Annotated in this window: 8 protein-coding genes; 7 read left to right on the top strand and 1 reads right to left on the bottom strand. The window is 64.2% G+C overall.

The features are described from left to right. The first annotated feature begins 29 nt into the window (after positions 1–29). The 4 genes from NKI35_RS07320 to NKI35_RS07305 all read left to right on the top strand — a co-directional run bounded on the left by NKI35_RS07320 (position 30) and on the right by NKI35_RS07305 (position 5,124). The gene (locus tag NKI35_RS07320) at positions 30–1,226 is read left to right on the top strand and encodes a serine hydrolase domain-containing protein (RefSeq protein ID WP_352739296.1); all 1,197 of its coding nucleotides are present in this window, start codon (positions 30–32) and stop codon (positions 1,224–1,226) included. A 32-nt stretch (positions 1,227–1,258) separates the two neighbouring features. After that, on the top strand, positions 1,259–2,440 hold the full coding sequence (locus NKI35_RS07315) for a serine hydrolase domain-containing protein (protein ID WP_352739294.1): 1,182 nt from the start codon (positions 1,259–1,261) through the stop codon (positions 2,438–2,440). Between the two features lie 114 nt (positions 2,441–2,554). Beyond that, positions 2,555–4,876: a Tex family protein gene (locus NKI35_RS07310; protein ID WP_352739292.1), complete on the top strand. Its 2,322-nt coding sequence runs from the start codon at positions 2,555–2,557 to the stop codon at positions 4,874–4,876. A gap of 65 nt (positions 4,877–4,941) precedes the next feature. Beyond that, positions 4,942–5,124, top strand: coding sequence for a hypothetical protein (locus tag NKI35_RS07305; RefSeq protein WP_023714001.1), 183 nt, complete (start codon positions 4,942–4,944; stop codon positions 5,122–5,124). 11 nt (positions 5,125–5,135) lie between these two features. Here the strand turns inward: NKI35_RS07305 and NKI35_RS07300 are convergent, their stop codons facing one another. Next, positions 5,136–6,047, bottom strand: a complete 912-nt coding sequence (locus NKI35_RS07300) for a LysR family transcriptional regulator (RefSeq protein ID WP_352608705.1) — start codon at positions 6,045–6,047, stop codon at positions 5,136–5,138. Between the two features lie 106 nt (positions 6,048–6,153). On the opposite strand from NKI35_RS07300, the gene NKI35_RS07295 reads away from it, so the two are divergent. The 3 genes from NKI35_RS07295 (at position 6,154) to NKI35_RS07285 (ending at position 13,378) form a co-directional block, all read left to right on the top strand. Beyond that, the gene (locus NKI35_RS07295; RefSeq protein WP_352739289.1) at positions 6,154–7,350 is read left to right on the top strand and encodes an acyl-CoA dehydrogenase; all 1,197 of its coding nucleotides are present in this window, start codon (positions 6,154–6,156) and stop codon (positions 7,348–7,350) included. Positions 7,351–7,600: 250 nt separating this feature from the next. Beyond that, on the top strand, positions 7,601–10,960 hold the full coding sequence (locus NKI35_RS07290) for a transglutaminase family protein (protein ID WP_352739287.1): 3,360 nt from the start codon (positions 7,601–7,603) through the stop codon (positions 10,958–10,960). A 6-nt stretch (positions 10,961–10,966) separates the two neighbouring features. Beyond that, a complete protein-coding gene (locus NKI35_RS07285) occupies positions 10,967–13,378 on the top strand; it encodes a circularly permuted type 2 ATP-grasp protein (protein WP_023696879.1) in 2,412 nt (803 codons plus the stop codon). The last annotated feature ends 1 nt before the right edge of the window (position 13,379 follow it).

Here is a 13,379-nt window from a genome sequence, read left to right as displayed (position 1 = left end):
CGGGTCTTTTCTTTTCCGGAATGGCTTTCATGGACTCCTATCGCAACAGCGATCCGCGGCCGTCGATCATGCAGGGCTCGCCGCCTCAAATGGTGCTGCCGAAGCTCGACTGGGACCGGCCGCCATGGAATCGCTGGGCCTTCCAACACATCCGCGAATTCCTGCCGACCATCGAGGTCTGGCGCGGTAATGGCCATCGCCATCGTCTTGAGCGCGCAGAGACCGATCTCGACGCGCTGCCGGTGGAAGACAGCAAGGGCCGTCCGACGATGCTCGTTGGCCTGCTCGACGAGACCTACACGGACGGCTTCCTGGTGCTCAAAGACGGCAAGGTCGCCTATGAGCGCTATTTCAACGGCATGGCCGAGCGCACGCTGCATCTGTCGCAGTCGATGGCGAAGTCGGTAACAGGCACCGTATTCGGTATTCTGGTTGGGCGCGGCTTGATCGACCCGGCCAAACCGGTGACCGCCTATCTGCCGGAGCTCGACGCGACCGGCTGGGCCGGCGCCAGCGTGCAGCATGTGCTGGATATGACCACCGGTGTACGCTTTTCCGAGGAATACACCGATCGCTATTCCGACATCGGCCAGGTTGATGTCGCCACCGGCTGGAAGCCGGTGCCGCCGGACAGCGATCCGGATTTCCAATGGCCGCCACATCTGTTCGAGTTGATCCTGCAGCTGAAGGACAAGGTGCGGCCGCATGGCGCCGCGTTCGAGTACCGCTCGATCGAGACCGACGTGCTTGCCTTCATCATGGAGCGGGTCACCGGTAAACGGCTGGCGCAGCTGGTGTCCGAGGAGCTGTGGCAAAAGCTCGGCGCCGATGAAAGCGCTTGCTTCACGGTCGACAGCGCCGGCTATGCGCTGGCCGATGGCGGCTTCAACGCGACGCTGCGCGATTACGCCCGCTTCGGCCAGCTGATCCTCGACAAGGGCCGCGGCATCGTGCCGGCCGACTGGATCGAGGCGACGCGCAACGGCAGGCATGGGCCGGACTTCAATCCGAGCCTGCCCGAAGGCAGCTATCGCAACCAGTTCTGGATCGAAAACCCGCGCTCACGCGCGCTGATGTGCCGGGGCGTGTTCGGGCAGATGATCCATATCGACTGGGACACCGGCATGGTCGTGGTCAAGCTTTCGACCTATCCGGATTTCAGCAATGTCGCCTATTCGGTGGCAACGCTGAAGGCGGTGCACACCATCGCCATGGCGCTTGGTTGACCCACAACAAATCACCCTCTGAGGAAACGTTCATGACCGGCAAGACCGCGTTCGAGACCCGCTACGGCTTCGCCCGCAATGAGGTGCTGCTCTCCAACTGGCGCGAAAGCCCGTTCAACCGCTGGTCGTTCCAGAACCTTGGCGAGCTGGTGCCTACCGCCCCCGTGGCGGCGACGCCGGGAAGCGTCGAGGCACCGGTGCGGGACCTGAGCGGCCTGCTCGGCGAAAACGTCTCCGTCGCCGGCGCGCCGGAGACGGTGGCCGAATTCCTCACACGTTCGAGCAGCGACGCGCTGACGGTGATGAAGGCTGGCAAGGTCATCGGCGACTGGTTCGCGCCCAATATGGATTTCGGCGCCCGTCACATCATCTTTTCGATCAGCAAATCGGTCACCGCGATCATCGCCGGAATACTGGAAGGCGAGGGCGTGTTCGACCCGGAAGCGCCGGTGACCCAGTACATTCCGGAAGCCGCCGGCTCGGCCTATGCCGATGCAAGCTGCCGGCATGTGCTCGACATGAGCGTCAGCCTCGATTTTGAGGAGGCCTATCTCGATCCCGAAAGCGCTTTTGCCCGTTACCGCCGCGCGACGCTGTGGAATCCGGGCGGCGGCACTGAAAGCTTGCGCGAATTCATTCTGACCTTGCAGCGGCTCGAAGAACCGCACGGCAAAACCTTCCGCTACCGTTCGCCCAATTCCGATCTGCTCGGCCTGCTGCTCGAACGAGCTTCCGGCCAGCGCTTCCCGGACCTGATGCGCGAGAAACTGTGGCTACCGCTGGGTGCAGTCAGCGAGGCTTCGATCGGCGTCGACATGGAAGGTACGGCGCGCACCGCCGGCGGCATTTCGGTGACGCCGCGCGACCTGGCGCGTATCGGCGAGATGATGCGGCAGGGCGGCACGGCCAATGGCCGCGGCATCGTGCCGGAAGGCTGGGTGCGCGATACGACCGTTGCCGGCGGCAGCGCGGAGGCCTGGCAGCGCGGCACAATGGTGCATCTGTTCCCGAAGGGCCGTTACCGTAACAAGTGGTACCAGACGGGGGCGGCAAACGGCGCCTTCTGCGGCATCGGCATCCACGGCCAATGGCTCTACGTCAACCCGAAGAGGGAAGTGGTGATTGCAAAAATGGGGTCGCAGCCGGTGCCTGAAGATTATCCGCTCGAACGCGAGATCGTTGCCTTTTTCGAGGCGCTGAGCGGGATGGTCTGAGGACGAGCCAAAGCAAGGCGCTTTCCTGTGGACCTCTTTGACGCTTGAGAACACTGCGGTTGGCGGGACGGACATCAGCGCCTATGGTCGCCGCTCTTTGCGACAGGGACCAGCATGGCAGCAGACAGCAAACGCATCGCATCCATCATCGCGGCAGAGATCGGGGCGCGGTCGGAGCAGGCATCGGCAGCTATAGGGCTGCTCGATGAGGGCGCGACGGTGCCGTTTGTGGCGCGCTACCGCAAGGAGGTCACCGGCGGGCTCGACGACACCCAATTGCGCGACCTTGCCGAGCGATTGGCCTATCTGCGCGAGCTCGATGCGCGGCGCGATACGATCCTTGGTTCGATTCGCGAGCAGGGCAAGCTGACCGACGAACTTGAGGCCAAAATTGTGGCTGCCGCCACCAAGGCTGAACTGGAAGACATCTACCTGCCCTACAAGCCCAAGCGGCGCACCAAGGCCGAGATCGCCCGGGAGCGCGGGCTGGGGCCATTGGCGGAGGCTATTTTGGCCAACCGGTCGTTGGTGCCCGCCGAGACGGCGCTGGCTTATGTGACCGAGGATGTGACCGACGCCAAGGCCGCACTGGAAGGCGCACGCGACATCCTGTCGGAACAGTTCGCGGAAAATGCCGATCTGGTCGGCAAGCTTCGCACCTACATGAAGGAGCGCGCTTTCATGCGTGCCCGTGTCGTCGACGGTAAGCAGGAGGCCGGGGCGAAATTCTCCGACTATTTCGACCATGTCGAGCGTTGGGCAAATGTTCCGAGCCACCGTGCGCTGGCCATGCTGCGCGGCCGCAACGAAGAGGTGTTGTCGCTCGACATCGAGGTCGATGCCGACCATGCCTCGCCGGTGAAGCCGGTCGAGCGGATGATCGCCAATGCCTACGCCATCGGCGGCAGCCTGCCGGGCGACCGCTGGCTGATGGAAGTCGCCGGCTGGACCTGGCGGATCAAGCTTTCGCTGCACCTGACGCTCGATTTGATGCGTGACCTGCGCGAGCGGGCGGAGGAAGAGGCGATCCATGTCTTTGCACGCAACCTCAAGGATTTGCTGCTGGCAGCGCCCGCAGGATCGCGTCCGACCATGGGGCTCGATCCCGGCATCCGCACCGGCGTCAAGGTCGCGGTGGTAGATGGCACCGGCAAGGTGCTGGCGACGACGACGGTCTATCCATTTCCGCCGCGGAACGATGTGCGCGGCACACAGGCGGAGCTCGCCAAGCTCATCCGCCTGCACAAGGTCGAGCTGATCTCGATTGGCAACGGCACCGGCAGCCGCGAGACTGAAAAGCTGGTCGCCGACATGCTGTCCGACATGCCTTCGGATGGTGGGCCAAAGCCGCTCAAGGTGATCGTCAGCGAAGCCGGCGCCTCGGTCTATTCGGCCTCCGCGACAGCGGCGGCTGAGTTTCCCGGGCTCGACGTGTCGCTGCGCGGTGCGGTGTCGATCGCCAGGCGCCTGCAGGACCCGCTCGCCGAACTGGTCAAGATCGAGCCGAAATCGATCGGCGTTGGCCAGTACCAGCATGATGTCGACCAGTACCGGCTTGGCCGCTCGCTGGAGGCGGTGGTGGAGGACGCGGTGAATGCTGTCGGCGTCGATCTCAACACCGCCTCGGCGCCGCTCTTGGCCCGCGTGTCAGGCCTGGGCGCGTCGCTTGCCGATGCCATTGTCGCGCATCGCGATGCGACCGGGCCGTTCGCCAGCCGCAAGGAACTGCTCAAGGTAGCGCGGCTCGGCCCGCGCGCGTTCGAACAGTCCGCAGGCTTCCTCCGCATTGCCAATGGCAGCGAGCCGCTCGACGCCTCGTCCGTCCATCCGGAAGCCTATGGCGTGGCCAAGAAGATCGTCGCTGCCTGCGGTCGCGATGTGCGCTCGCTGATGGGAGACAGTGCCGCGCTCAAGGCGCTCGATCCGCGCGTCTTCGTTGACGAACGGTTCGGCCTGCCGACGGTGCGCGACATCATTGCGGAGCTGGAAAAGCCCGGCCGCGACCCGCGCCCCGGCTTCAAGACGGCGACCTTTGCCGACGGCGTCGACGATATCAAGGATCTGAAGCCCGGCATGCTTCTCGAAGGCACCGTCACCAATGTCGCGGCCTTCGGCGCCTTCGTCGATATCGGCGTGTACCAGGACGGGCTGGTGCATGTCTCGCAACTGGCCGATCGTTTCATCAAGGACGCGCATGAGGTGGTGAAGGCGGGCGATGTGGTGAAGGTGCGGGTCGTCGATGTCGACATCAAGCGCAAGCGCATCGCGCTGTCCATGCGCAAGGACGGCGGCGAGGGCGGGACGCCGAAGGGGCCGCGCGACAATGGCGGCGGCAAGCCGGCGCAACCTTCGCCGATGCCGCAGCGTCAGCCGGAAGGACCGGCACAGCAAGGCGCGTTTGGTGCGGCGCTGGCCGATGCCTTGAAGCGGAAGTAGCCTCGAATGGTTCCTTGCAATCGCTAGAGCGTTATCTACCATCCTTGTGTGGAGATACGCGCGATATGGCAAGTTTCGAGAAAGTGAGTGTCCAAGAGTTGGGGCGTCTTTGGGACGGGGGCATGGCGAGTGGCAGTTCGGTCGATGGAGACCAGGCTTTCGCCCGGATCAAAAGCAAGCTCGATGCGAAAGTTGCCGAACGCAAGTCGCAAAAACGCTGCGCTTCCAGCCGGAAACCGAGCCGATGAAGCGGAAGTAGCTACCAGGCCAGAACGGCCGGTTCCTTCTCAACCTGGCCCAGCAGCCAGTCGCGAAAGCTGACGACGGGCGGGTGGCCGCGCTTGTCGTTCGGGACGACGAGGTAGTAGGCGCTGCGGCTTTGCATCGGCTGTCCCGGCGCCTGCACGAGCTGACCGCGCTGCAATTCGCCGGCGATAAGAACTTGCGGCAGGAGCGCGACGCCAAGCCCCGCCATGCAGGCTTGGGCAACGGTGCCGAATTGCTCGAACTGCATGCCGGGTCCGATCGGTGCGCTCAAGCCCTGTTCCTCGAACCATTCGCCCCAGGCCCCGGGACGCGTCGCCATGTGCAGCAGCGGCAGGCGGCTGATGTCGGCCGCCGTGGTGATATCGCGGCTGGCAAGGAAGTCTGGCGAGACCACCGGCATTACGGTCTCGCGCATCAGAAGCGTGGAGTCGGCGTCCGGCCAGTCGGGCTGGCCATGATGGATGGCGGCGTCGAGCCGCTCGCGGGCGAAGTCGAAGCGGCCGATGCGGGTGACAAAGTTGATGGTGATGTCAGGGTTTTCTGCGACGAAATCCGGGATCAGCGGCATCAGCCAGCGCGTGCCGAAGGTCGGCAGTATGGCGAGGTTCAGCATGCCGCTATGCCGATTGCTCATCAATCCGAGCGCGGCGTCGCGCAATTGCCCGAGTGCCGCCCGCACGGCTTCGGCATAGATTTCGCCCGCCGTGGACAGCCGAACATTGCGGCTGTCGCGCTCGAACAGCCGGCGGCCGAACTGTTCCTCCAGAAGGGCTATCTGGCGGCTGACGGCCCCTTGGGTCAAATCGAGTTCCTGGGCGGCAGCGGTGAAGGAGCCAAGGCGGGCCACGGACTCGAAGGCGGCAAGGGCGCTGGTGCTGGGCAAAAGCCGGCGTTGGACGTTCATGATCCATTACTAAACCTCATTGATCGGTGATGCAATTTTGTTTGATTTTTCCGAAGCGAAGGCGGATAAGCCCGAGCACTTCAAGATTTTGGGAGAGAGCGAAGCCATGGCCGCCGACAAGAACGCGTTCGTTTGGGAAGACCCCTTCCTGATCGAGAACCAGCTTTCCGAGGATGAGCGCATGGTGCGCGATGGCGCGGCCGCCTTTGCCGCCGACAAGCTCGCGCCGCGCATCGAGGAGGCCTATCTCGAGGAAAAGACCGATGCCGGCATCTTTCGCGAGATGGGCGAGGCCGGCCTGCTCGGCATCACCATTCCCGAGGAATATGGCGGGCTCGGCGCCAATTACGTCACCTACGGGTTGGTGGCGCGCGAGGTCGAGCGGGTCGATTCCGGCTACCGGTCGATGATGTCCGTGCAGTCGTCGCTGGTGATGTATCCGATCCATGCCTATGGCTCGGAAGAACAGCGCAAGAAATTTCTGCCTAAGCTGGCCTCGGGCGAATGGATCGGCTGCTTCGGCCTGACCGAACCGGATGCGGGTTCCGATCCCGGCGGTATGAAGACGCGGGCCGAGAAGACCGCGAACGGCTACAGGATTTCCGGCTCGAAAATGTGGATATCCAACGCGCCGATCGCCGACGTGTTCGTGGTCTGGGCGAAGCTGAAGGGCGACAACGGCAAGGACGAAATCCGCGGTTTCGTGCTGGAGAAGGGCATGAAGGGGCTGTCGTCGCCGAAGATCGGCGGCAAGCTCAGCCTTCGCGCGTCGATCACCGGCGAAGTGGTGATGGAAGGCGTCGAGGTTGGCGAAGACGGGCTGCTGCCCAACGCCAAGGGCCTCGGCGGCCCATTCGGCTGCCTCAACCGGGCCCGCTACGGCATTTCCTGGGGCGCGATGGGCGCCGCCGAGGATTGCTGGCACCGGGCCCGGCAGTATGGACTCGACCGCAAGCAGTTCGGCAAGCCGCTCGCCGGCACGCAGCTGTTCCAGAAAAAGCTCGCCGACATGCAGACCGAGATTGCGCTCGGCTTGCAGGGCTCGCTGCGCGTCGGGCGGCTGATGGATGAAGGCAAGATGGCACCGGAGATGATCTCGATCGTCAAGCGCAACAATTGCGGCAAGGCGCTCGACATCGCCCGCCAGGCCCGCGACATGCATGGCGGCAACGGCATCCAGATCGGCTACCACGTTATGCGCCACGCGCAGAACCTGGAGACGGTCAACACCTATGAAGGTACGCATGACGTGCATGCGCTGATCCTTGGCAGGGCTCAGACGGGGATACAGGCGTTTTTCTAAAGCTGTGCCGATGTTCAGGTGAGGCCGGCCTGCAAATGGCCGATGCCTGCGCTTCCGGTGCTCGCGTACGAAAAGTACGCTCTGCTCCGGTTTTCGGTATCAGCCATTTTCGACTCGGCCTGACCTGAATCTCGACACAGCGTAGCCGGCTTCGGCTGCTTAATTTAGGTGCAGCGCAACATCTCTGCTTGGAGAATGGCCAATAGATGTGTCAGGGTTCGGCTGAAGAAACGCCGATCTCCGGGGCCCCATGGCAATACTGGCAGCCGTCTACCACCTGACCCATTACAAATATGACCGGCCGGTGGTTCTCGGGCCCCAGGTCATCAGGCTGCAGCCGGCACCGCATTCCCGCACCAAGGTGCTCAGCCATTCACTGAAGGTCGGGCCGGCGAACCACTTCGTCAATCTGCAGCAGGACCCCTACGGCAATTTCCTCGCCCGCTTCGTCTTCCCGGAACCGGTGACGGAATTGAAGATCGAGGTCGACCTCGTCGCCGACATGACGGTCTACAATCCGTTCGATTTCTTCGTCGAACCATCGGCCGAGACCTTCCCGTTCGAGTACCCCGAGGACATCAGGGACGATCTCGCCATCTACCGCACGCCGGAGCCGGCGGGGCCGCTGCTGTCTGCTTTCCTCGCAAACATCGACCGTAGCGCCACCAACACCGTCAACTTCGTCGTCGACCTCAATGCGCGGCTGCAGCGGGAGATCGCTTATATCGTGCGGATGGAAACCGGCGTGTTCTCGCCGGAGGAAACGCTGGCCGCGAAAAAGGGATCGTGCCGGGATTCGAGCTGGCTGCTGGTGCAAATCCTCAGGAATCTCGGCCTCGCCGCGCGTTTCGTCTCAGGCTATCTGATCCAGCTGAAGCCCGATCTGGTCGCGCTCGATGGCCCAGCCGGAACCGCCGTCGACTTCACCGACCTGCACGCCTGGTGCGAGGTCTATCTGCCGGGCGCCGGCTGGATCGGCTTCGATCCGACGTCCGGCCTGCTCACCGGCGAAAGCCATGTGCCGCTGGCGGCCACGCCGCATTTCCGCAACGCCGCGCCCATTTCCGGCATGGCGAGCTTTGCCAATGTCGAGTTCGGCTTCGACATGCGTGTCGACCGCATTGCCGAACATCCGCGCATCACCAAGCCGTTTTCGGACGAAAGCTGGCAGGCGCTGGATGCGCTGGGCAACAAGGTCGACGCCGCACTTCAAGCGGGTGATGTCAGGCTGACCATGGGCGGCGAGCCGACCTTTGTGTCGATCGACGATTTCGAGTCCGCCGAGTGGAACACCGCCGCCGTCGGCCCGACCAAGCGCGAAAAGGCCGATGCGTTGATCCGGAAACTGCGCGAGCGCTTCGCGCCGGGCGGTTTCCTCCATTACGGCCAGGGCAAATGGTATCCGGGCGAGAGCCTGCCGCGTTGGACCTTCTCGCTGTATTGGCGCACCGATGGCCAGCCGGTATGGAGCGATCCGTCGCTAATCGCACACGAAAAGAGCGATGCGAAGGTCGGGCCGCAGCAAGCCGAAAGCTTGCTGACGGCAATCGCCGGCGAACTCGGCATCGACAAGGCGATGGTCAGCGAGGCCTATGAGGACCCGGCCGAATGGCTGCTGAAGGAAGGCAAGCTGCCCGACAATGTCGATCCGTCCAACTCCAAGCTGGAAGACCCGGAAGAGCGCAGCCGCATGGCGAAAGTGTTCGAGCGCGGGCTGACCAAGCCGTCCGGCTACGTGCTGCCGGTGCAGCGCTGGAACAGCCAGGCTTCGGACCCGCGCTGGCGCTCGGAGAAGTGGAAGACGCGGCGCGGGCGGCTGTTCCTGGTGCCGGGCGATTCCCCTGTCGGTTACCGCCTGCCGCTGGGCACGCTGCCCTATGTGCCGCCGGCGCAGTTCCCCTATATCGTGCCGGTCGATCCGTCGCTGCCGCGTGGACCGCTGCCGGCGCGGGAAGCCATACTGCCAGAACCGGCTCCGGCCGAACTGGAAGGCGCCGACGAGATGGCGCGGCGCCAGCAGGCGGTATCGTTCACTGCGACGACCGGCCAGCAAGACCGGGTGGAGCAGGAGATCACCGAGATCGGCGGCGCGGTGCGTACAGCACTTTCGGTCGAGCCGCGCGACGGGCGGCTTTGCGTGTTCATGCCGCCGGTCGAGGCGCTGGAAGATTATCTCGAACTGGTCGCAGCCGCAGAAAACGCGGCCAAGGCGATCCGCCTTCCCGTGCATATCGAAGGCTATGGACCGCCGCACGATCCGCGCCTCAACGTCATCAGGGTGGCACCCGATCCCGGCGTCATCGAGGTCAACATCCATCCGGCTGCCAACTGGCAGGACTGCGTGGCGACGACGACGGCGATTTACGAGGAAGCACGGCAGACACGGCTTGGCGCCGACAAGTTCATGATCGATGGCCGCCACACCGGTACCGGCGGCGGCAACCATGTTGTGGTCGGCGGCGCAACGCCCAATGACAGCCCGTTCCTGCGCCGGCCCGATTTGTTGAAGAGCCTGGTGCTACAATGGCAGCGGCGCCCGTCGCTGTCTTATCTATTCTCCGGCCTGTTCATCGGCCCGACCAGCCAGGCGCCGCGCTTCGACGAGGCGCGGCATGACTCGCTTTACGAACTCGAGATCGCGATGGCGCAGGTGCCGCATCCCGACCAGGGCAACGCACCGCTGCCTTGGCTGGTGGACCGACTGTTCCGAAATCTGTTGACTGACGTCACCGGCAATACGCACCGCTCGGAAATCTGCATCGACAAGCTGTTTTCGCCCGATGGCCCGACCGGCCGGCTTGGGCTTGTCGAGTTCCGCGGTTTCGAGATGCCGCCCAATGCGCGCATGTCGCTGGCGCAGCAATTGCTGGTGCGCGCCATCATCGCCCGTGCGTGGAAGAACCCGCTTGATGGCCGCTTCGTGCGCTGGGGCACCTCGCTCCATGACCGTTTCATGCTGCCGCATTATGTCTGGGCGGATTTCCTCGACGTGCTCGACGACCTCAAGCTCAACGGTTTCGAATTCCGGCCGGAATGGTTCGATGCCCAGCTGGAGTTCCGCTTTCCGTTCTGCGGCGAAGTCCAGCATGCCGGCATCAAGCTGGAACTGCGGCAGGCGCTGGAGCCGTGGCATGTGATGGGTGAGCAAGGGGCCATCGGCGGCACCGTGCGCTTCGTCGATTCCTCGGTCGAACGGCTGCAGGTCAGGACCGAAGGCCTCAACCCGGAACGTCATGCCATTGTCTGCAATGGCCGAATCGTGCCGATGAAGGTCACCGACAATCGCGAGGTCGCGGTGGCCGGTGTGCGCTTCAAGGCCTGGCAGCCTTCGTCGGGCCTGCATCCGGCGCTGCCGGTCAACACGCCTTTGGTCTTCGACATTTACGACCGTTGGACGGGGCGGGCGGTGGGCGGCTGCGTCTACCATGTCGCGCATCCAGGTGGGCGCAGCTACGACACGTTCCCGGTCAACGGCAATGAGGCCGAGGCGAGGCGTCTCGCCCGCTTCGAGCCGCGCGGCCATACGCCGTCGGCCTATGTGCTGCGCAATGAAGAAGCCTCTGAAGACTTCCCCATGACCCTTGACCTCAGGCGGCCAGCAAGACTCTGATCAGCGATGGCAAAGGGGAATCAGAAAAAGGTCCGCGGCAAGCCGCTGAGGCACAGTCTGCTGGAGCACTACCAGCCGATTGACGGCGTCGTCGACGAGATGGTCGATGCTTCGGGCCATCCGCGTCCGGCCTGGGCGCCCTTCATCGAGGCGCTGGAGGAGCTGGGTCCCGAAAAGCTGGGCCAGCGCTTTGCCCGCGCCGACCAGTATCTGCGCGACGCCGGCGTTTATTATCGCGTCTACGACAAGGCCGGCGCCAACGAGCGCGAATGGCCACTGGCGCATATCCCGCTGCTGATCGAAGACAAGGAATGGGCCGGGATCAGCGCCGGTCTCGTCCAGCGCGCCGAGCTTTTCGAGGAGATAGTCGCTGATATTTACGGGCCGAACCGGCTGATCGAGAAGGGAATCCTGCCGGCAGGCCTGATTGCGGCGAGCCCCGAATATTTGCGCCCCGTCGTCGGCACCATGCCGGCCAGCGGTCATTTCCTGCATTTTTGCGCCTTCGAGCTCGGCCGTGGACCGGATGGAAGCTGGTGGGTGCTGGGCGACCGCACGCAGGCACCGTCGGGCGCCGGCTTTGCGCTGGAAAACCGCGTCGCCACGACGCGGGCTTTGTCCGACATCTATGGCGAGATGCATGTGCATCGCCTGGCCGGTTTCTTCCGTCGCTTTCGCGATGCTCTGATCGGCATGGCGAAGGAGAATGACGGCCGCGTCGCCATTCTGACGCCGGGGCCGCTCAACGAGACCTATTATGAGCACGCCTATATCGCCCGCTATCTCGGCATCATGCTGCTCGAGGGCGAGGATCTGACCGTCGCCGGCGGCAAGCTGATGGTGCGCACGGTTTCGGGGCTGATGCCGATCAGCGTGCTGTGGCGGCGGCTCGATGCCGCCTTCGCCGATCCGCTGGAACTGCGGCCAGACTCGCATATCGGCACCCCGGGGCTGGTCGAGGCGATCCGCCGCGGCACGGTTTCGACGGTCAATGCGCTGGGTTCGGGCTTGATGGAAACCCGGGCGCTGCTCGCTTTCCTGCCGAAGATTTCGCGCGCATTGCGCGGCGAAGAACTTCTGTTGCCAAGCGTGGCGACCTGGTGGTGCGGGCAAGCAACCGAACGGGCCCATGTGCTTGCCAATATCGATCGCATGGTGATCGGTCCGGCGCTGTCGACGCGGCTGGCCTTTGAGGATGACGGCCAGACCAGGCTCGGTTCGGCACTGACGCCGGAGGAACGCATCGCGCTGATCGCGCGCATCGAGAGCGATGGCAGCGGTTTCGTCGGCCAGGAAGCGGTGACGCTGTCGACGACGCCGGTCTATGTCGGCGGCTGGCTGGAGCCACGGCCGGCAAGCCTGCGCGTTTATCTCGCGCGCACGCCCGATGGCTGGACGGTAATGCCCGGCGGTTTCGCCCGTGTCGGCCTTTCGCTCGACCCGACGGCCATCGCCATGCAGCGCGGCGGCCAGGCGGCCGACGTCTGGGTGGTCAGCGACCGGTCGGTCGAGCGCGAGACGCTGCTGCCGCAGGAGCATGACAGCTTCGTCCGCACCATGCCGGGCAGCCTGCCCAGCCGCGCGGCGGAAAACCTGACCTGGCTCGGCCGCTATATCGAGCGTTCGGAAGATACGGTGCGTATCCTGCGCGCCTATCATGTGCGGCTGGCCGAGACGTCCGATCCTGACATGCTGCTGCTCGCCGATATCAGGGACTATCTCGAACCCTTCGGCATCGATCTCGAAGCGGCCATTCCGCCCGGATTGATCGGCACGCTGGACAGCGCCGTCTACAGCGCCGGACAGATCCGCGACCGCTTTTCGCCCGATGGCTGGCTGGCGCTGAAGGACCTGTCGAAGACCATTCATCAGTTCGCCACCACGGTGGCGCCGGGTGACGACGCGACACGGGCGATGACGGTCATGCTGCGCAAGCTCGCCGGTTTCTCTGGCCTGTTGCACGAGAATATGTACCGTTTCACCGGCTGGCGTTTCCTCGAGATCGGCCGGCGGATCGAGCGCGGCATCCAGATCGCCCGTACGCTAGCCCGACTGACAAGGTCCGGTGCGCCGGACGGCTCGCTCGACATGATGCTGGAGATCGGCGACAGCGTCATGACCCACCGCCGGCAATATCCGGTGCGGGCCGGACGGCGCACGGTGATCGACCTCTTGGCGCTCGACCCACTCAACCCGCGCTCGATCCTGTTCCAGCTCGAACGGCTGAAGGCGGAGATCGGCCTGTTGCCATCGGTTGGGCCGGAGGGGCATATGTCGGTCGCGGCCAAGGAAATCCTGCAGCTCAACACGGCAATTGCCGTCATGGAGCCATCGGAGATGTCGGCGGAGGTGCTGGACGATCTCGCAACTGAGATCGGCAACCTCTATAGCAGCCTGGCTAAAGCGTATTTCGGTTAAC

It is taken from the genome of Mesorhizobium sp. M0676 (assembly GCF_040320535.1).
Lineage (GTDB): Bacteria > Pseudomonadota > Alphaproteobacteria > Rhizobiales > Rhizobiaceae > Mesorhizobium.
Note: the sequence above shows the minus strand (reverse complement) of the source record. Positions and strands in the feature narration are given on the sequence as shown.